Origin of the sequence: Paenibacillus sp. TAF43_2, from assembly GCF_052113545.1 — a bacterium.
Lineage (GTDB): Bacteria > Bacillota > Bacilli > Paenibacillales > Paenibacillaceae > Pristimantibacillus.
Map to the genome: position 1 here is coordinate 1 of NZ_JBFRDK010000017.1, position 20,528 is coordinate 20,528.

The 20,528-nt window shown below is 44.0% G+C and carries 16 protein-coding genes; 7 read left to right on the top strand and 9 right to left on the bottom strand.

What is annotated here, in order from left to right; all coding sequences use genetic code 11:
- Positions 1 to 215: response regulator transcription factor (locus AB4Z17_RS05860; RefSeq protein ID WP_441958701.1), on the bottom strand; the 215-nt coding region annotated here is incomplete at its 3' end.
- 165 nt (positions 216 to 380) lie between these two features.
- Here AB4Z17_RS05860 and AB4Z17_RS05865 point away from each other — a divergent pair.
- From AB4Z17_RS05865 to AB4Z17_RS05875, 3 genes are read left to right on the top strand one after another with little or no spacing between them, the layout of a single operon-like run.
- Positions 381 to 1,088 carry a hypothetical protein gene (locus tag AB4Z17_RS05865; RefSeq protein WP_441910850.1) on the top strand — a complete coding sequence of 236 codons (708 nt, stop codon included), beginning with the start codon at positions 381 to 383 and terminating at the stop codon, positions 1,086 to 1,088.
- Positions 1,078 to 1,650 (top strand): RNA polymerase sigma factor, encoded by a 573-nt coding sequence (locus AB4Z17_RS05870; RefSeq protein WP_441958703.1) that lies wholly within the window; start codon positions 1,078 to 1,080, stop codon positions 1,648 to 1,650. Before AB4Z17_RS05865 ends, AB4Z17_RS05870 begins: the two co-directional genes overlap by 11 nt.
- On the top strand, positions 1,647 to 1,889 hold the full coding sequence (locus AB4Z17_RS05875; RefSeq protein ID WP_441910854.1) for a hypothetical protein: 243 nt from the start codon (positions 1,647 to 1,649) through the stop codon (positions 1,887 to 1,889). Before AB4Z17_RS05870 ends, AB4Z17_RS05875 begins: the two co-directional genes overlap by 4 nt.
- A gap of 55 nt (positions 1,890 to 1,944) precedes the next feature.
- On the opposite strand, the gene AB4Z17_RS05880 is transcribed toward AB4Z17_RS05875, so the two are convergent.
- The gene (locus AB4Z17_RS05880) at positions 1,945 to 3,528 is read right to left on the bottom strand and encodes a stalk domain-containing protein (protein ID WP_441958705.1); all 1,584 of its coding nucleotides are present in this window, start codon (positions 3,526 to 3,528) and stop codon (positions 1,945 to 1,947) included.
- Between the two features lie 82 nt (positions 3,529 to 3,610).
- Positions 3,611 to 4,144, bottom strand: a complete 534-nt coding sequence (locus AB4Z17_RS05885; protein WP_441958707.1) for a cysteine hydrolase family protein — start codon at positions 4,142 to 4,144, stop codon at positions 3,611 to 3,613.
- A gap of 150 nt (positions 4,145 to 4,294) precedes the next feature.
- On the opposite strand from AB4Z17_RS05885, the gene AB4Z17_RS05890 reads away from it, so the two are divergent.
- Positions 4,295 to 5,356, top strand: a complete 1,062-nt coding sequence (locus tag AB4Z17_RS05890) for a phosphatidylglycerol lysyltransferase domain-containing protein (protein ID WP_441958709.1) — start codon at positions 4,295 to 4,297, stop codon at positions 5,354 to 5,356.
- Positions 5,357 to 5,474: 118 nt separating this feature from the next.
- Here AB4Z17_RS05890 and AB4Z17_RS05895 read toward each other — a convergent pair whose 3' ends face one another.
- The gene (locus tag AB4Z17_RS05895) at positions 5,475 to 8,261 is read right to left on the bottom strand and encodes a glycoside hydrolase family 3 C-terminal domain-containing protein (protein WP_441958711.1); all 2,787 of its coding nucleotides are present in this window, start codon (positions 8,259 to 8,261) and stop codon (positions 5,475 to 5,477) included.
- Positions 8,262 to 8,722: 461 nt separating this feature from the next.
- On the opposite strand from AB4Z17_RS05895, the gene AB4Z17_RS05900 reads away from it, so the two are divergent.
- Positions 8,723 to 9,124: a RidA family protein gene (locus AB4Z17_RS05900; RefSeq protein WP_441958713.1), complete on the top strand. Its 402-nt coding sequence runs from the start codon at positions 8,723 to 8,725 to the stop codon at positions 9,122 to 9,124.
- A gap of 200 nt (positions 9,125 to 9,324) precedes the next feature.
- On the opposite strand, the gene AB4Z17_RS05905 is transcribed toward AB4Z17_RS05900, so the two are convergent.
- From AB4Z17_RS05905 to AB4Z17_RS05915, 3 genes are all read right to left on the bottom strand, one after another.
- Positions 9,325 to 10,269 carry a hypothetical protein gene (locus AB4Z17_RS05905; protein ID WP_441910862.1) on the bottom strand — a complete coding sequence of 315 codons (945 nt, stop codon included), beginning with the start codon at positions 10,267 to 10,269 and terminating at the stop codon, positions 9,325 to 9,327.
- Positions 10,270 to 10,314: 45 nt separating this feature from the next.
- Positions 10,315 to 11,889 carry a sigma-70 family RNA polymerase sigma factor gene (locus tag AB4Z17_RS05910; protein ID WP_441958715.1) on the bottom strand — a complete coding sequence of 525 codons (1,575 nt, stop codon included), beginning with the start codon at positions 11,887 to 11,889 and terminating at the stop codon, positions 10,315 to 10,317.
- Positions 11,890 to 12,101: 212 nt separating this feature from the next.
- Positions 12,102 to 12,734, bottom strand: a complete 633-nt coding sequence (locus tag AB4Z17_RS05915; RefSeq protein WP_441958760.1) for a TetR/AcrR family transcriptional regulator — start codon at positions 12,732 to 12,734, stop codon at positions 12,102 to 12,104.
- A gap of 155 nt (positions 12,735 to 12,889) precedes the next feature.
- On the opposite strand from AB4Z17_RS05915, the gene AB4Z17_RS05920 reads away from it, so the two are divergent.
- Both AB4Z17_RS05920 and AB4Z17_RS05925 read left to right on the top strand, forming a co-directional pair.
- Positions 12,890 to 13,459 (top strand): hypothetical protein, encoded by a 570-nt coding sequence (locus tag AB4Z17_RS05920; RefSeq protein WP_441910866.1) that lies wholly within the window; start codon positions 12,890 to 12,892, stop codon positions 13,457 to 13,459.
- 161 nt (positions 13,460 to 13,620) lie between these two features.
- Positions 13,621 to 14,115, top strand: coding sequence for a GNAT family N-acetyltransferase (locus AB4Z17_RS05925; protein ID WP_441958717.1), 495 nt, complete (start codon positions 13,621 to 13,623; stop codon positions 14,113 to 14,115).
- A gap of 210 nt (positions 14,116 to 14,325) precedes the next feature.
- Here AB4Z17_RS05925 and AB4Z17_RS05930 read toward each other — a convergent pair whose 3' ends face one another.
- A complete protein-coding gene (locus AB4Z17_RS05930) occupies positions 14,326 to 17,397 on the bottom strand; it encodes an ATP-binding protein (protein ID WP_441958719.1) in 3,072 nt (1,023 codons plus the stop codon).
- Between the two features lie 167 nt (positions 17,398 to 17,564).
- Entirely contained in the window at positions 17,565 to 19,979 is a 2,415-nt protein-coding gene (helD, locus tag AB4Z17_RS05935) for an RNA polymerase recycling motor HelD (protein WP_441958762.1), read from the bottom strand.
- Positions 19,980 to 20,528: the final 549 nt, after the last annotated feature.

Genomic DNA, 20,528 nt, shown 5'->3' on the forward strand with positions numbered 1-20,528 from the left:
TGGTAAGGCTTCATTCGTTCCATCAGCGCAAATCCATCCAAATGAGGGATCATCACATCCAGCAATATAAGATCAACCTTTTCCCGCTGTAGCAGCTCCAGCGCCGCCAAGCCGTCATAAACCTCCGCCGTATCGTAATTTACAAGGTTGAGATTCATTTTAATGATTTTGGATATGTGAATATCATCTTCAACAATCAAAATCTTTTTTTTCATCGTCCGAATCCCCTAACACGTATCATTAATGTATCGCTCTTAATGCTACGATAACGAAGCAACGTTAAAGATGCAATTCATTAAATTATTTTGTTCTCTCCCAACACTTTTAAATGTCATACGTTATATTTAGTGTAATTACAAAATGATGGGAGCGTGAAGCGTATGGAAAACGTACAGCAAGCTAATGTTCAAGAAAGAGCTTTGGAGAATATGGGTCTTCTCGATTTGACCGGAGTGAAAGCTGAGGATTTGGCCGATGTGACCTCCATTAGCAACATTGGTATCATAATTGCCCCAGAATCGCTAGCTAGTGCTTTGAATCGCATACCCCAGCAAAATATTGGATACGTTTGCTTAGTCCCTTCTACGGCAGGCAAAGTGAAAATCTTGTCCGGGCAAGTTTCATTGGGAGGCGAGTTTTTTGCCAACAGCAATGGCGCTCCTGAGGACATCGTCGTCATTGCGGGGCAGGCGGTCATCACTTCACCGGTGGAGAAGATCGGGTTTCAGGATGTGATTTTAGCTGGACAGCTGATACTGCCTAAAGGGAGCGAAGTCGTATTAGGAAGCGCCATATCGCGCATGATCGGCCAAATCATTTATTATTCCAATACATCCTCCAATGTACGGTTATTTCTAGGAGATGACACGTTCTCCAACAGCTTCTTTGAATTCGTCGAGGAAAAAATGTGTATGGTGCTGATTGGAAATTTCGAAATGGATGATGATGTGCAACTCGAATTAATTAAAAGCAAAGTTTCCGAGATTGTAGTCATTGGCGATATAACAGCTTCGAAAGCTATTGTACCTCTACTACAGTACCTTGCCATTTCAAAAACAGGAACGATCAAAACCAGAGATGATGAATGAGAAACAAGCTATGCCGATAAACGCAGAGGCTTTGTTTCAGCAATTGTATCGTACACATTCAAGGCAAATCTATTCTTATCTACTTGGACGAACAGAAAGTAAAGAAACGGCCTCCGACTTGCTGCAGGACGTATTCATGAAAATCTGGAACCGCAAAGATGTCGTCGAAAGCATACCCGAGGATCAACAATTGTATTGGATATTTTCGATTGCTGCCAATCGGGTAAAGGATTATTATCGGAAATCACAGAGCTATAAACAAGCTGTATCAAAAATCCAGCTGTATAGCTTTCCAAGTCCGAATGGTGACCTATCACAATTGTTGGCTGGCCGTGAGCAATTTCACGAGCTTGAGTCAGCCATTCGAGAGCTGCCCGAGGAGCTTCGTTCTATACTGCTCATGAAGGCTGTTGGCGGCATGAAAAGCGGTGAAATCGGCGCAGCGCTTGGGCTGCCCTCTGGCACCGTTCGCTACAAAATACTGCTGGCACGCCGTCAGCTTGCCGAAATGCTTGGTATGATGCCCAAAGAAAAGGCTGTAGGAAGGAAGGGAAATGGATGAGCGATTACGAGTCAGACTTGAAGCTGCCTTCGGATGTCGAGCTAATGCTGGATGAATTGCTGGATACCTGGGCTCATCATGTCCAGCTTTCTTCACAGCAAACAGATGAAATCAACACACAACTTTTTACGGTTTCGGACGATCTAGGCTGCGAATGGTGGCATTCTTTATTTAACCAATTGCCATTTCATCATAAATCCTTTATCGTTCCACCCTATTTATATAAACGTTCTGGATAATCGTCTTAACAAATGGAAAGGGACCGCCTTGAGCGGTCCCTTTTTTAAAATTTATTTACGATGGATTCATAGGGTTATCCACTTTTTTTAGATCGATTGCTATAGCCTGAACTTCACCTGTATTAGTAATGGTTAAATCGGCTTCTACACTATGCGCTTTATTAGAAACATCACGGTATCCAACGATCCGATACTGCCCCGCAGGCGCATAGAGATTAAACGTCTTCGCATTAATTTTTATAAAAGYTAATGTAGATGTTTGATTATGATAAAGCATAATATATCCGCCATTTATGGGAACTAATTCACTGCTTAACGTACCATTGACATTGAAATCAGGCAATTTTAACGTGCTCGGTGTTACCGTCTCACCTTGGATCGTAAAGTTAAAACTTTGCGGTAAAATATACGTGCCACCGTCTACCGTTACGTTCACGACTTGATATTTGCCATTCGGCTCATCCACATGAATTTGTCCAGCAGTCCAATCAACATAGGATTGCGGGCTCTTAAAATCATCCATGGAGCGAAGATTTAAATTTCCATTTTCAACTATGTTCCCCTTAGCATCCGTAATGCTTAGCGTTGGCAGTCCAACACGTTTTTCCTGTATGATCAGCCAACGGTTTATATTTCGCTGAACACTTAAATCATACGGTGTAGTGCCGTGTTGATTCGTTTTATAAGGATCAGCGCCTGCTTTCAGTAGAGCTTGTACAATACTGTAATTTTGAGCATGGACAGCACGATAGAGGGAGTTGTCTATCCCCGGGTCAGCTCCGTGCTTTAACAATGTATCAACCAGAGCTGGGGAAGGATACAAGTCCTTTGAAAAAGTTCCATTCTCAGAAATGCCAATAATGCCTGATGCTGACTCCAGCAGCGAACCCGTCCTATCCTTATAATTTGGGTCTAGTCCTGACGTAAGCAGTAAATCCAGCAATTCAGCATTCTGGAGCACAATTACACTAAAGCCTATGTCTGAACCAGCATCCTTGATTGTAGCCCCGCCATTTAATAGTGCATGAGCAGCATCCGTTCTGTTATTAGAGATAGCATAATTTAATGGTGTATTATCTAAATATTCGACGAGCAATTTACCATTCGGGTCCGCTCCCCGCTTTATCAAGCTTGTAACCGCAGCGGCATCGCCCTTCCTCGCAGCCTCAAACAAACTACGCAGTAAAGCCTTTTTCGCATCTTCAGTCAATCCGAAAACCAGTTGGCTATTTTTCGAATCGTATTTCACATCCTTGCCAAGTACAATGGCAATGAATCGTGCCGGTACATAAGTGCGTCCGTCCTTTACAATAGGCGGCTGTGTCAAACGAAGCTCTCGATTTCCGATATAAATACGCGTTTGATCTACTTCCGCTTTAAAAGTAACTCCCCCGTGATTCACGGTAATCCGCTTTTTGTCGAATTTCGAGCTGATTTTCAGCGCATCAAAAATACTTTTTGCGTGCAGCATTGCGCTTCCCTTAACCTCAATCGGATTTACGGGCAGTTTAATCTCAGCACCATCAACAATGACCTTAATGAGTGGCTTACCGGCAGCGCTGACCGAATTCCCATACTCAAATAACGATAAAGAACTAAATATTAAGACTAGTAATATAGCATTTTTTATCAAACGCACTTCTTCAAGCCCCTCCCATTAGAAATTATTACCATTATATCATTTTTTCTAGTAAAAGTAGGCTTGAAAATAGATTGCGCTCCTAAAATGCCACTTCATTCACATCAAGTATAGTAACAAATCTTCTATTCCAAACCTTCTCATGATGTTCGATGATTTTTTGGGCAGTCAGGACGGTGTTATCTAATGTACTATGGCTGTTTTTCGCTAAAATATTGTTCTTGTAACCACGGCTGTAAGCTGCCCGAATGGTGGTGTCCAAACAAAACTCCGTTTGTGCTCCAGCAAATATAAGCTGCTCAATCGACATTTCCTCTAGCGTAGATGCTAGTTCGGTATCGTAGAACGAATCCCAGCTTGTTTTGCGTATGACTGTGTCTTTAGCCCTTATGTCGAGCCCATGATGCAGCTTCCAATCCGGTGAATCTACATAAAATTCATCATTTGCGTTGTCATAATCTGTATGCTGGATAAAAATAATGGGGACATTGCCCTCCCGCGCGGCAGTAATCCACTCATTGATTCGCGCTACTAACTCTTCTTTTTTGTAAAGATAATTTTCCGGCAACGAAAAAAAGGCTTCCTGTACATCGATAACGACCAATGCTTTTTTCATGAAAACTTCCTCCACATTCGTTATATTCGCAAGAAAAAAACCTAAAACTTAGGTATTACTGGTATAATTTTTAACTATAATCTCTGTTTAATAGGAAGACAAATATTATTTCAGCTGGCTCCTAGAGACTGCTTACTTGGAGGCTTCACCATGATTGATGTCAATTCTGAAGAACGTCTGACAAAACTGCTTGAAAGATACGGCAATAACTCACACACGCATTTATACTACCTTGGCGATAAAGAATGGTTCTGGGATTCCGATTACGAGGCTTTGATCGTGTACCGCACAGCCTTAAATAGAAGAATTGTACTTGGCGACCCTGTTGGAAACCCCCGGTTTACTAGGCGCGTTATTGAGCAGTTTGTAGCAGACTGCAATGAGAATAAGCAAATACCCGTATTCTATCAAGCAAAATCCTCATTTCTATCACTGTATGAGAAGCTCGGGCTGCGCTGCTCCAAAATCGGAGAAGAAGCTCAGGTCGACTTAGCTACCTTTCAACTGAATGGAAAGCAATGGCTTAAGCTGCGAAATCGCATGAATAAATTTGGTCGCTCCGGGTTTACCTTCGAGGTTCTGCACCCGCCATATTCCGACTCATTCCTCCAACGTCTTCAAGACATTTCGGATGAATGGCTGGGGAATCGGAAGGAGAAAAGCTTTTCTGTAGGCTCTTTTGCAAAGGAGTATGTCATGCGTTTTCCAGTCGCGGTGCTTGTTGGGCCTGACGGAAATTATGAAGCTTTTGTCACCATTGCAGGCGATCATCAGCCATTGATTAAACCAACGGAAGAAGAATCTGTTTGTCGGCAATTAACGGTTGATCTCATGCGTTATACAAAAGCATGCCCGCATGGCACAATGGATGTTCTATTTGTTTCACTATTCCTTTGGGCCAAAGAACAAGCCTATGATGTTTGCAGCTTAGGCATGGCTCCGCTTGCTAACGTTACTGATTCGCACATCATCAAGCTTCTCTATAAGTATGGGAACAAGCTGTATAACTTTAAGGGGCTTTATGAATATAAAAATAAATTTGCTCCGAACTGGGAAAATGTCTACCTCGTTTCGCAGGCTGCAGCTACTTCCATAAACGTTGCACTGCTAGCATTAATTATCCATTCCAACGATTCCAATAAACAATCACCCAGCCATATTCCGCCTAAGCATTTTATACATAAAGTGCTGTCTTCAAAGAAAAGGGCTTAGTAGCAGAGCAATGAAGTCACAGCATTACTATACCGATTTTATAAGCAGGCAAAAATCAAGGGCACCCTTTCGGGTGCCCTCGTTCTTTCTGGTTAGTATGACGCACAGCTATTGTGTATTACACTTTTTTAAATTCGATCCATTCAATCTGCAAGCCTGGTTTGATGAATTCCAGCTTCAGTTCATAAAGACCTGCTTCCAGCTCGACTTTCACAAGCTTCTGCTTGATCCACTTGCCTTCCGTCCCATTCGTCTGAATAGTCGTCATCAATTGATCGTTCAGCGTCACGTTGCAAGCACTTTGAGCCAGTTCAGGCTCAGGAGACATAATGCTGACAATAATCCGGTATTGGCCAGCTTGATCCACTTTCATAATGCTTGATCCTGCTGCCTCCGGTTTAACTTGTGCATTCTCAGAAAGTACTTGTGCTTGCTCCGGAGATAGAGATGCATTCGCTTTGAAAGTATCGACCTTCTCTTCAATGACTTGTTTTCTCGAGAATACAGGGGCATGCATAATGAACTCACAAATGTTCATCGCAGAGCGTTGAAGCTCGCCCCTTGTTAACGTTCCATTCTCCAGCGATTCAATCGTATTGTCATCCCAGCCATTGATTTCCGCTCCATAGTTAGGAACAACCATATATAGATCATTTTGTGCACGAACCATCCAGTTCGTATATTTACGATCCGCTGCTCCTCCATTGACGACATCGTTCATGATGGCCCACCAGTCTGTCATGACAATACCTTTAAAGCCCCATTCGCCGCGAAGCACGGTAGTGTTCATATCATAATTAGAAGCCGCCCAATGTCCGTTAATTGGATTATAGGAGGTCATAATTGAATTCGCGCCGCCCTCTTTTACCGCAATTTCAAAGCCTTTCAAATAAATTTCACGAAGAGCGCGCTCTGATACGATAGCGTCTACTTTACTGCGATGCTTTTCTTGGTTGTTGCAGGCAAAATGCTTCAGCGTAGCATTAGAGCCGCCTTTCATAATACCTCGAGTACATGCAGCTGCAAATACACCGGAAATGAGCGGATCTTCTGAAAAATATTCAAAGTTGCGGCCATTCAGCGGGCTGCGGCGAATATTGAGGCCAGGCCCAAGCAGAGCATCTACGTTGTTGCTTAACAATTCTTGCCCTTCCATAACGTAGAGCTCTTCGACCAGCTCAGCATTCCAAGTTGCCGCAAGCAAGGTGCCAATGGCAACCTGAGTCGCTTTCTGCCCGCTGTCCATGCGAATACCTGACGGGCCATCTGCTGTACAAGCAACCGGAATTCCGTAATTAAATAAGCTGTCGCTTACTCCGCCGAAAGCCGAAGCTGTACCCGGCGTAACAAGCGGGCTGCTCATACCCTCTCCTCTGACAATGGCAGCCAAATCTTGATCGCTAAGCTGAGCGATAAAAGCTTCCATGCCAACCTTCTGCTCATAAACATCTCTTAATTTAAATCCTTTGTTTCCAGTTTGCTTAAGTGTTGCAGGAAGATTCTTCTCAATCCGTTCTGCTAAGGAAACGCTGCGAGTGGGTACTTCTTCCGTAATCAGCTCATATGAACCGTCTTCCTTCCGAGCGCCCGGCTTCACTCTGCTAAAGCCCTCTATTGGTGCCAGTGCCTCTTGCAGCTGCTCTACGACTTGAAGTGCTTCCACAACGTAACCGTCTTGACCTTGTACGCTTATTGCAATAAGGTTTTTAACGCTTGTTCCTACATAAAAACGATACGTTCCCGCTTCTAGAACATAAGCGGAAGCATGCCCTGTCACACCAGCGTCATCATAAGATGCCATTGTATCTACAGGAAAACTCACTGTAAGGCGCTCTGATTCACCTGCTTGAAGCACTTTGGTTTTGCCGAATGCAGCCAAAGCTTTAGCCGGTTGTCCCAATTTCCCTTGCGGTGCTTCATAATAAACCTGCACGACCTCTTTACCCGCGTAGTCAGCTCCTGAATTGGTAACCGTTACGTCAATTTCAACGTATTTTTTTCCATCTTTAGTGGTCAGTATTGCTTGCTCAGAATCGACTTTAAATGAGGTATACGAAATCCCGTATCCGAATTCATATTGAACCTTCTCTGGGCAAAATGTTTCAAAATAACGATAGCCTACATAGATGTCCTCTTGATAAAAGTTTTTAAATTCATTGCCGTAGTTTCGAGTGGATGGATAATCATCGATGGAGTAAGCAATGGTGTCCGTCAATTTACCGCTCGGAGTCACTTCTCCGGCCAGAACATCGGCAATGGCGTTGCCGCCTTCCATGCCGCCCTGCCAAGAGTAGATCGCACTTGAAATGGGGTGGACATAACTTTCATCGTTCATCCAGCTCATATCAATAATGTTCGATACATTCAGCACTACGATGGTTTGCTCGAAATAGGCTGTTACCTGCTTCAGCATCGCTTTTTCGTCCGAGGTTAGCTGATAGCTTCCCGGTGCATCGGCATTATCCTGATCTTCTCCCGCTGTACGTCCAATCACAATGATTGCCTTGCTCGATTTAGCTCTTGCGCCCGACACTAGTTCATCAGTTAACGGCATTTCCTTCTGGTGCCACGGCTCAGCAGCCCAGCCGCCGCCGCCATTATCGAATGGATTTTGCTCAATCCACTTTTCGTAGACAGCCGCAAGCTCTTCATTGACTGTTAGACTCTTTTTACCGCGAAGACCATCTAATAAATTCGTTGTATAAGAAACATGGACGCTCCCGCCTGAACCTGTACCGCTGCGGTAGTAATTCACTTGGGTTCTGCCAAAAACAGCAACGTTTTCGCCATCTCGAAGCGGAAGCACTTGTCCTTCATTTTTCAACAGTACCGCGCCTTCTGCAGCTACGGTTCGACTAAATTCAGCAAAACCTTCTAATGGAACTCCCAGACTCTGTGTACTCATTTTGTTTCCTCCCGGTTGTCTATTCCACACATATGGCTGGCTCGATAGAAAAGTATTATTCTCTTTGTACATTTCTAGTTTTCACGAACCCATGCATGTTCCCTATAAAATCCTTTAAAAAATAAAAGATATACTAACAATATACAAGCACAGCTTCTAAAAAAGCAAAGTTAACAGTTGTTACCTCATTGGTGAACATGCAACAACCTTGCTATTCTTTTCACTTCAACAATGTTATTATTCTACAGTAAGTTATTTTACTTATAAATGAAGGAGGGATACTTGATGAAGAAGAGATCGATTAAATCCTTATCTGTTGGAATCGGGTATTCTACTGCTGTTTTTTTCTAAAATTGATTAAGACGGGATAGGTCTGTCTTCAATCATAAAAAGATAAAAATACAGTGAAAATAAACTATTCATATTTGTTTATTTTCCATTCATAAGGAGACTTACAAACGATGAATTTAAATAATCAGGTTGTTCATAGATATAATCCGGAAAATATAGCGAAGCCGGTTGGCAGCTATAGTCATGTAACGAAAATAAGCAGAAATGCGGAGATGTATGTGTTTTCCGGCCAAATTGGCATTGATCAGAACAACAATATTCCTACCGATTTTAATCAACAAGTAACCAATACAATGAGTAATATTGTTGATATCCTCTCTTCACAACAATTAACTCCTGATCATGTCATTAAAATCAACATTTGGGCTACGGAAGAAATAGATTGGGAGCATTTCTATGCCATTTGGGATAAAGTGTTCGGCCAAACGCCTCCTTCCATGACGGTTGCTTATATTAAAGGATTAGGTTTGCCCGAATTAAAAATTGAATTAGACGTTTGGGCAGCGGGCTAGAGCTAGACTCTTTGCACATAAATCAAGCTAAAAGAGGCTCCGCAGATGACATGATCATCTCGCGGAGCCTCTTTTTTGAGCATTCTAACCCTTAATAACATAGAGATTCCCTTCTATTATTCATACTGCATCGTGACGACGCCGGCAAATTAGGATACGTTTTACTTACACTGCGTTCAACAGCAACAATGCGCTCGTGATTACCCGATAATGTATCGGAAGTTTTCCACTGCTTGAAGGTTGGGTGTGGCAAGCCGGTTAATATGATTATAAAAGCTGTACGGGAATTTAAATGTGTGACCAAAATCCCAATCCGTATGTTGAAAGCCTTGCAGCCAATATTCATCTTCAATAGGCAACCACTCTGATCGACATGCCAGTGGAAGAGGCCAACGGTCTACTGAAGAGAACAATTTTGGCGGCTGCTCCGGATTTATGTGATGACTGGTACGAAGTACTTTAACCAGCTTTTGAAGAGAGGGAATGCCTTTCAGAAAATATTCGACATGACCGAGCTCATGCAAAATCGTTAATGCTTGCGAAAAAGTTAGCATATGTCCAATTAAATCATGGTGAGCCTCTGATCTGTAAATGGTTTGAAAAGACGAAAGTTCATTTATGATAAATTCGGATAGCTGCTCAGCATTTTGAATAGCAGGAAACCGATCGCTCTCTGCCACTTCCAGCCGCTTCACGTCCGATGCCGAATACCCTAGCCATGACCTTCCGGGAATGGTTTTATTAAAAGATGCAATCAAGCTCGTAATGCCTTCAATATCATCCGCTTGTCCCCAACCGTCAAGTTCTCTGATCGCCATCAAACTGATAGCTGCATAGATAACATTGTGTCCGACCCAGTGGAGCCCATCCATTGTAGGCAGTAGAGCAGCCAGAATTTGTTTTTCGGCTGTTTCGGCATTCAGCTCTCCTCCGCTGCCAGCGATATGCTCGTATGCTCGACTGCGAAGCATCACGTCTGATTCTGCTGCAATTCGAGCTGACGTCTCGGCTGGCATCAGGTTTTCTTTTACAAAAAAATAGCTTGCGATTGCTGCCGCCCCGAAATGCGCCTCCCATATATCACCCGTTCGACCCTTGCACTGCGATATAATCGATAGGCCTCTTTCTAGGATGCGATTGTCCATCTCCCCACCCCACCTTTAAGCATAAACTTTATCTTTTAAATAAGGTCACGTTTCTGCGCCTATCTCAATGACCTTTTGTTCGATTGTATTCCAGCGCCACCGCGGAAAATATCCCTGCAAATGCACTCCGCCATACCACTCATCTATTCCTTTATTCGCGATCCAGTCCTCTTTTCCATCCAATACCTTTTTTCCGAATTCGGTTAACGTAACGATACAATCGCGGAATGATATCGATGAATCAAGATAAGACGGGAACGTCTGTAATCCCCCGATTTGTATTAATGGATACGGATCTCGAGACATTTCCTTTAAAATATGCCAGTATTGCAAATCACCCATACCCAAGGCGTTGAGTTTGTTTCCAACATGCTGAAATAATTCATATGGACCGTTTATTCCATCCTTGATCATCGCAAGCGTTATCTGCTCTACGATGCCAAGACCATTTTGTATAGATGGGAACCGCGATAAATGAAATTGAAATGCTTCTTGCGCAAACGGCAGCACGGACGTATCTTGACTTAACAATTGCTGCAACTCTTGTGGATTCTGTGACGTATAGGCTTGCCAAAACACTCGGCCTAAGTCCAGCTCTTCTGTCCCAATCGATTTCCAAGTTCCCGATAACGTCTCCATTTGCTCCCGAGAAAGCTGTCCCAACCCGCGAAACAATTCAATTCCCGGATATTCCCCGATGCACAATAAGCTCAGCTTTGTTTTCAGCAAAGGCTGCCTTGAGAACCAATGGAGCAAATAGCACAGCATCGTCTGATCGAACAAATCATGCTCAAACCAAAGCACAATCTCCTCATATTTATGAAAATCAGCCAACGCTTTCTCCTGCGCTTCACTACCCTGAACAAATTCAGAGCGAGGGATTCCCATTGTTTGTTCCAAATATTGTGATCGTCTAGAACGATGGTCTAATGCAGCAGAATCTAAAAACACAGGACCATGAGGGTACACTTCCCGCCATACTAAAATCTCGCCCTGCACAATGCCTTGCCGCAGCTTCTCTGCTACTGAATCTCCGTTTACAATATGAAGCACGCCTTTTCCTCCTACATACAAATGATTATATACGGAGATCAAATCGGCTACTGGCAGAGCACCCTTCAATTTTCGACGAGCATCAAAGAGCCGCTTCTTTAATATCGGAACCGAAGTGCCCACAAAGCTCGAAATCTCTTGAAGAGTATACCCTTGAATATAAAACAATTGAACCGCAATTCTCATTTTCGGTGTTAATAAAGCTATAGAATCATGAACGGACTGCTGGAGCTCTCTTTTTTCAATAATATCAGAGACACTAATTTGAGCCTCTGCCGATTGCACAACTTGCTCGTATGGCACCATGGGATGACGCTTTCTACGCGTAATACGATAACATTGCCGTATCACAATAGCTTTGAACCATCCCGGAAATGCTTCTCCTACTCGCAGTTTATTTAAATGCAGAAAGGCTTCAGTGAATGCTTCTTGCACTGCATCTTCCGCTAGTTGAAAATCGTGCAGTTTCTCGTACGCAACCGCGTTTGCCATTGCTGTATAGTGCCGGACAATAGATTCAAAAGCTTGCCGATCCCCTTGTTTTGCGTCTTCAATATACTGAAGCATGCTCCCACTCCTTTCTTCCGTATGATATAGAAGTGCCTACTATCTATGGAAAGGTTACAGGTAAAGGCCAAAACAATAAAATACATATGACATTATGAGAAGGAGAGAAAAAAGGCCTTCCTTTGCAGGACGGCCCTCTCTTTGTAAACATGAATCATGCGAACTATCGTTTTCGCTCGATTTGTGTGATAAGGTCCAACTTTACGGGCTCTTTAGAAGGTAGATCCATTTTGCTCCTCGGCATGTTTCTGCTTCTGTACCTGTCCCACTAACCCATAAAAGAACAACTCCATCAATTGATCCATACTCCTAGTTATGTGTTCTTGAGTCGATGACTCCCAATGACGACCAATTTCATTCTTGAACATCGTGAAGTAACGCATCGACATCTCTTCTGTTTGGCCTTTATGGATATAACCCTCTTGCTTGCCAAGCGCGACAAACTTCTCAAAAAAGCGCACGACCTTCTGCTCGCTATAGCTCTCCATCATTTGCATTAATCCACTCCACTCAGAGGATGGGACCTTTGGAAATTCATCTGCTAACATGTTTAAATTTTTGGCCTCCAACAGCATGATTTCTTTAGTCTTTTCAGGAAAAGACAGTTCCGAATCAAGAATGTTGTCATACAGCACCAACTGCTTGTCCATCCAGTCCATCAATGTATCGGCATAGAGCTGTTCTTTTGTACCGAAATAATTATAAATGGAAGCTGGGGAAACCTTTGCTTTATGAGCAATCTCGTTCACACTAACCTTCTGAAAGCCATGTTTGGAAAACAACTCAAACGATACGCTATATATTTGCTCCATTTTTTTCTGTTTCCGTCTTCCAAAGCCGTCCATCTTCTTCACCTCATCTGTAGTGTAACTCAAGTTTTGTAGCATTTCAATAAAGTGAGTATAAAACTATTGAACTTTTTCTCCTGTATGGCTATAATAAATTTGTAGTTAATGAGTCCATTAACTACAAAACTACAAAAATGGGAGAGTGCAATAAAATGAGACAAATACCAATCCCTTCTTTTTTACATGATGTTTTGGGCGAAAAACAATCTATTAGGTCTATTCTGACGATACTGCTTTTTGGAGGAATGCTAACTGCTGCGTTGTATTGGATCTCCCCTGAAATGACCAAAAATTTTCCGGTATGGCGCAGCGTTCTGGCATTATTATTAATATTCGATATTTTTTCCGGCTGTATAGCCAATTTTACCGCTTCAACCAGCAACTTTTATGCGGTGAGAAAGACGAATCGGATCGTTTTCATTTCGATACATTTCCATATCGTGATTGTTGCGCTTCTTCTCAATGCTGATATTTGGTATTCAGTAGGGGTATGGGCTTATACCATTATTGGAGCCTTTATCGTAAATGCCCTTATTGGGAAGCAATCACAACGATTTGTTGCAGGCTTGCTCTTATCTATTGGCCTCGGCAGCGTACCTTTGCTGCCGGAAATAACGCCCTATATGTTGATCACCAGCCTATTGTTTATGCTTAAAGTGCTCTTTAGCTTCGCAGTTGATCATTATGGTGAAGCAGATCGCAGTAAAGGTGAAGAAGCATGAACGCCTCGCCTAGCATAGTGAAGCTGTCAAAGTCGGACAAGGCCCTCTTCGTTTCGCTCATGAGCAAAGCTTTTTCCCAAGACCCCTTATTCCTGCATTTATTCGGCGACTCTGAGTGCAATAGCACGGCAAGAAGTCATATGACATCTTTTGTATCTTTTATGTTTGATAAGAGCTTTTTGCTCCATGAAGAAGTATGGGGCTGTTTCGAAAATGAAAGTTTGCTTGGCGCATATATCGTAGAGAAGCCGCATGTAAACAAGCTTCAGAGTATATGGGGAGGATTTTTACTCATTGGAAGACTGTTTCCTTTGTTATTTTCAATGTCAGGAACAACATTACATCTCCTTAACTCCTATATGCGAGTGACAAGGTCTTCCGCGCCCCCATGGACGCATCATTTCCTCATCATGATCGGTGTGGAACCGAAGCTTCAGGGCAAGGGAGTCGGTAAAGCCCTGCTGAAGCACTTGTTGAATATCGTTAATGCGGATATGAACTCGATGGGAATCGCGCTGGATACGGAAAATAAAGAGAATGTATATTTATATCAAAGATTTGGGTTTTCCTTAAATAGAGAAACGAGTTTCGACAACTTACCGGTTTACTGCATGTTCTATCAAAAAGAAAACTCTAACCGGGAGGATTTCAGTTAATCAAACCACCTCATTTGAGCAGCCATACACTGACATGGAGCTTGCCATTACCAAAGCAGTATACAACATTGAAAATGGGTGCTATATCTGAAAAATGACCTGCTGAACCAAAAAAAACCATCGACGACTGTTTAAGTCGGCAATGGTTGTTAGGTAAACCTGGTTTATCCACTAGAATCTTAAGATCTTAATTAATGCTCTTCTCTTCCCTCATTTTGACACGACAAAACTGACAATAGTGCCTTGATTCGGAACACTCCGGATTAGCAATCCCTTGCCGTATAGTTGTTTCAATCGCCGATCCGTATTGTACAAGCCGATTCCCGCCTTTACGTCCAAGCGGCTGTCCAGGACGCGCCGTACCGTTTCCTCATCCATCCCTATACCATTATCTGTGACCGAAATTTCCGCCTCATGTTCTTTTGCGGTAATTCGGATATGAATTTCTCCGCCTTCAACACGGCTTAGCAGGCCGTGTCTTATTGCGTTCTCGACAAGAGGTTGGATGCAGAGCGGTGGAACTTGCAAATGAATCCTTGCATCCACATCCCAGCGAATGTTTATTCTGTCCTCAAAACGTTCCTTCTCGATATACAGATATGAGCGGACAAGACCAAGCTCATTCTCAAGCGGAACGAGTCGTTCCAAATTCCGAAAGTCAAAGCTTGCCCGCAAGTAATGGCCGAATTCTCCAAGCAACGCTCTCATTTTCTCATTATCGATTTCGCTGAGTGCGGCTATCGAATTAAGCGTGTTGAACAGAAAATGCGGTTGAATTTGCGCCTGAAGCCAAGCCGCTTCCATGCGCAGTCTTTCGCGCACCGATTGCCTCAATTCAGTCAATGCCCGTACCCTGGATTTCAATTCCAGCGCATCTACCGGTTTCCTCAAGTAATCGTTGGCTCCCGACAGGAATCCGGTATCTATATCTTCCGGTCGACTGCGGGCGGTCAAGAGCAGAATGGGTAGCTCCGAGACGGAGAAGCGCTCACGAATGATACGGGTCAATTCGTATCCGGACATGCGTGGCATCATGATGTCGGTAATGATCAAATCCCATTCTCTCGTATTCAGTATGGCAAGTGCGTCACGACCGCTTGCAGCCGTGACGACTTTATACTTTTCCGAAGTAAGGAGGTTGCTCATTATACTTAAATTGACAGCATCGTCGTCTATGACCAGAATGTTTGGCCGGTCAGAACCGGTCGCTGATTCCAGTTTGGAAATGTCACCGCGAAGTCCAAAGGAAGCGGAAACCACCGCTTCTTCATAAACACCCGATACCGGAGCAATCATAGCCTTCTCGTAATGTCGGATGGATGAATCGGATAACTGCAAGGTAAAGCTGAATACCGAACCATTGCCCGGAATGGAGTTAACCTCCAACGTGCTTCCGTGCAACTCCACCAACTGCTTGCATATACTTAACCCGAGCCCGAGCCCGCCTCCAATTGCCGTTATGCCAGGGTCCCCCTGCTCGTAAGGAGCAAACATCCTTTGCTGTGTCTCTAGATCTATCCCGATGCCGGTGTCGGCGACGACAATGTTCGCCTTACCGTCCTTGACCTCGCCCTTTATTATAATATGTCCTTGATCAGTATATTTCACCGCATTGTGAAGCAGGTTGAACAAAATTTGTGTAAGCCGGTTTTCATCGGCCATGACACTAGGAAAGTTGTCGGGAATGTCGCTGACGATGCGAATTGACTTGCCTTCCGTCATAAAACGAAGCATATCGGTTACACCGGAGGCGACTCCCTGAACGTGGACACTCCCTATATGCAAGCGGATGCCATTCTCCCGAAGCCGCGTCATGTCCAGCAGATCGTTAAGCATGTATGACATTCGCTTGCCTACTGAAATAAGCAGCTTCATGTTCTCTTTGTTTTTGTCGTCCTGATCTTTAATACCGGTATCCAGAACAGTTTGGGCGATGTTAAGGATGCCATGCAGCGGATTCCGCAATTCATGGGATGTGTTGGCCAGGAAATCGTCTTTCAGCTTGTCCGCTTTCTGAAGCTTCTCGGCGAGCTCCGCCGTTTGGGCGAAAGTATCGGAATAACGTTTGAACCAGAAAGACGCAAAAGCGAGGAACGCAACGATCAGGTCGATTGGATAATAGCCCATATCTAGCAGACTCTTGAGATACCCTCCAATAATATTAGTCAAAACACAGGTTAGACCAACGACCAAATAAATGGCGTTCTTATCGCTCTTCAGGGCCGTACGCAGTGAGAACATCAGACAGTACAAGCAAGCGAGCAAATCTATGGTGTAGTATACAGCTAATGCGCTCAGTGCGTACCTGGCTGGCAAAAACACAATCAGCAGTGTGGCAATCAAACAAAGCAAGGGGAACCAGCGGAACACTCTGTTTTCCGCATGCTCTGGCAAGAGACTTTTGGCAAACTGCAGTAGGAAGGCTCCTACTCCAATAAAGGACAGAAGAACGAGTTTAATGGACCACTCATAGTTGATGGCCGGCAGCCAAACTAGCAAAAGCTTATCATCGTCGAGCAGTGTCATGACAACGGCACTAACAACGAGCATAAAGAAGTAGATCAACGCTTTTTGTCGGGTGCCAATCACATACAGAATAAACGCATACAAGGCCTGAATTATCAAAACGACACTTACGGCTAACTGCATGTTAATGGAAAACCCTACTTCTTTCTCCACCGCAAGTTCACTGCCGAACTTGATTGATCCTACTACACCGCCTCGTATACTGTTGTCATAATTCGCAACTTGTATGACAATATCGATTTCGCCTGTATCGGCCTTGAAAGTAGCGGTATAAGGCATGCTTCGGGCTGTATACTGCTGTTTGATCTTTGCCGGCTGACCCTCTCTCGCCAAAAAACGATCATTCACATATAGCTCGGACGAAGTACGCACGTTCGAAACGCGGATGCCATAGGTTAGTTCATTATCCGGGTTGACCTTGACGCGCAGACGATAGGAGCCATAGCCATATGGCGAGTTGTTCGCGGATAAAGACAGGTTCCACTTTCCGGGAACATGAATGAACATCCTTCCCTCTTCGGATGAGATTGTGTTCGACTCGCTTTGCATCACAAACTTGCCGGGATAGAACTCCCACTCTCCGTCTACTGTAACCGTGCGATCCTTGGTGAAGTCGAAGCCGCGCAAATCCAACTCGCCCCGAACCGCACGAGGGTGCTCTGGTGATGCCTGAAGAAAAGCCCAGATGATTCGAATGAGGAATAAGGTGATAAAGAATGACCCTGTAATAAGGACCGCTTTTCTTTTTGTCATCATAATCCAACCTATTTCGACAAAACCAAAGTAATTCCTTTGATTTTAAATATTAAATCGTGAAAATGGAACATAAGCCTAATGATTTCAAAATTTTTATATCTCAAGCTTATTTCCCAAAAGTAGCGATCGGACCAAAAATAATTATCTAATAAACGTGCATCAATTTCTCATTGCTCCAAATCATACAAGGAACGATCCACGGCTTGAATATAAGGTGTCCAATCTCCTGTCGTGTAGAGGATAAGCTGGTGCATCGCACGTGTACATGCCGTATAGAAAAGCTTGCGTTCGCTTTCCCGATGATAGGTCTGCGAAGAAGCATCGTAGATCAGCACGGCATCGAATTCCACTCCCTTGGCAAGATACGCGGGAATGATATGCACTCCATTCTCGAAGGTAGGCGTCTTCTTCGTAATGAGCCGAAGCGCCTGACAGCCCGCGTCAGTCAACGCTTCGTAGGCATCACAGCTCTCGGTCGCTGTCTTTGTAATGACGGCGATAGATTCGAAGCCTTCAGCTTGAAGGGCAGCAAGATCTGCCGCGATTCTTTCCACTCGTTTCTCACTGCTATCCGCCTTACAGAGAAGCGGCTTCTTGCCACCTCTTTCGAAGGGCACGATCGCCTCCCCGTATGGCAGCAACAACCTCGTAAATTCCACAATTTCACGGGTGGAGCGATAACTGCGAACGAGAAAGAAGCGTTTCGTTTCTGTCTCACCATAAAGCCTTATAAGCGGCGAATCCATCTCGTGCAAGTTCGTCGCCTGCGTAAAGATCGCCTGGCCGAAATCACCGAGCACCGTCATTTGAGCGCGGGGAAACAGCTTTTTGAGAAATTCATATTGAAACATCGAGTAATCCTGGCCCTCATCAACAAATACATGCCGAACCTCCGTATTGGTCCGAATACCCTCAATGAGTTCTTTTAAATACAAGTATGGTGTCGCATCCTCATAAAACAATTCAAGCTTGCTCAGCTTCTCTTTCGTTTGCTTGCATATTTCTGTCCAATTACTAGGCGAAACAATTTCATTCGTCATTTCCTGATAGGCATTATTATCACTGAACAATTGATCATAAATACCAACCATATCTATAAATAACAACCGTCTCACACTTTGCCTCAGCGGTTTAAAGTTTTCTTTCACAACCATTCGGCGCAGCAGCTCTTCCTCCTGCTGGGCAAAATCAAATACATCGTCCTCTTGCTGGTGCTTATTGTTCATGATGTTATAGGCTTCGACATATTGCTCTGCAAACTCGAAGATCCCTTTGTCTTTACGCAAAAACTGATAGGCTGCCGCATATTGATCATTATCGAGGTAGTTGAGTTCCTCCTCCACCCAGCTTTCGTCCCGCTCCTTACGCTCCAGCATGACCAGCTCACGCATTATCCACTCCTGCAGTAAAACGACACGATTGACCAAGCGGATGGAGGAGTCGTAGCTATAAAATTGCGATTTCATTTGCTCCGCGGTAATTAATTCACGATCTCGGAACTGAATCGCCTGAAATCGCATGCCTTTCTGGCCGAGCCACAAGGCATAGTTTCGGAGAGCTTGAAGGAAAACTTCCGACGACTTGTATTGAATCCCCTTCATCCTCGCCTCGTATCCCGCATCGGATTCTTCCATCAGCACATATTCGAGCTGATCGAACGGGTCCTCCAGACGAAATGTCCGTCCAAGCCAATATTCCAGATATTCCTGAAAGGTCGTCTGCTGCATATTTTCCTCGCCAAGCTCGGGAAGAACGGTAGAGACATAGCTGTTAAACATCGGATTGGGCGAGAAAAGCACGATTTGGTCAGCTTTTAGCCTCTCGCGGTGTTTGTACAGCAAGTACGCCACACGCTGCAGTGCCGCAGAGGTTTTCCCGCTGCCCGCGGCTCCTTGCACAATGAGCATTCGGCTATTGTCATTGCGAATAATCTCATTTTGCTCCTTTTGAATGGTTGCAACGATACTTTTCATCTGTGCATCTGCGCCTTTGCCAAGCACCTGCTGAAGCAGTTCGTCGCCTATAGTTAAGCTTGAGTCGAACAAATTCTGAATCTGCCCGCCCCGAATCTGGTATTGCCTTTTCAGTTCCATTTTCCCAGCCACATGCCCACCTGGTGTTTCAAAAGCGACCGCCCCTGGCGAATAGTCATAGTATACACTCGCTATAGGTGTACGCCAGTCATACACTAGGAAGCTCATGCCATCTGCATCGACGAAGGACGATACGCCGATATAAACTTGCTCCTTGGATTCAAGACCATCCTCATGAAAGTCGATACGCCCAAAATAGGGAGAAGGCAGCAAGCGGTTCATACTCTTCCACTGCCTCTTCAGCTGCGCGTGGCTTCGTTCCCGTTCAGACAACACCGCAGACTGCTGCTTAATCGTTAAGAAGGTCTCTTCAAAATCTTCGTCTGTGCTCGTATCGACCGTAACCTCTTCCCAAAATCGTTTGCGGATGTCCGCCGCCTGATCGCGAAGCTGATCCACTTCAGGCTCTAGCTCAGCGATACTTGCTTGCAGCTGTTTCGTAACCATATCCAACCGTTCCTGCTCTTGCTGCCAATCTTTTGCATTCATCATCCTCCTGAACACGCTCCTTATTCGTTTGGTCTGGAGAAGAAAAAGAACATTTGACAAACTGTAAATCCATGTGATAAGATAATAGTGTAGATAAGATGTGATAAATCTGTTGATTTTTCATAAAATGATCAGTAGTTCATTAATATTAACATAGTCCTTCTTTGTGCGCAATTTATTTATATAGTTGACCTCGGCAGCGTCTGCCGAGGTCTTTTTAATTTAGCTCATACCACTTGAAAAGAGGCTGCCTCAAAAGCAGCCAGCTTGCTGGATTCATAGCACTCTTAAAACAAGAATGTTAGTTACATGAACAAATAACGAGCTTCATTTATCTGGACGGACAGCGCATAATCCCAAGACCATTTCTCTAACAAACTGTATGATGCTTATTATGCAGAAAACGACTTCTGCTCTATTTTAACGAATCGTATTAACGTTATTTCATGCTTTTTTACGTGTTATGAGCTGCTTTTCTCAAAATAACGATTCCAGGATTCGATTCATTTTTAATCCACTACAAATGGTTGAAATAAGACCTGCTAGGTT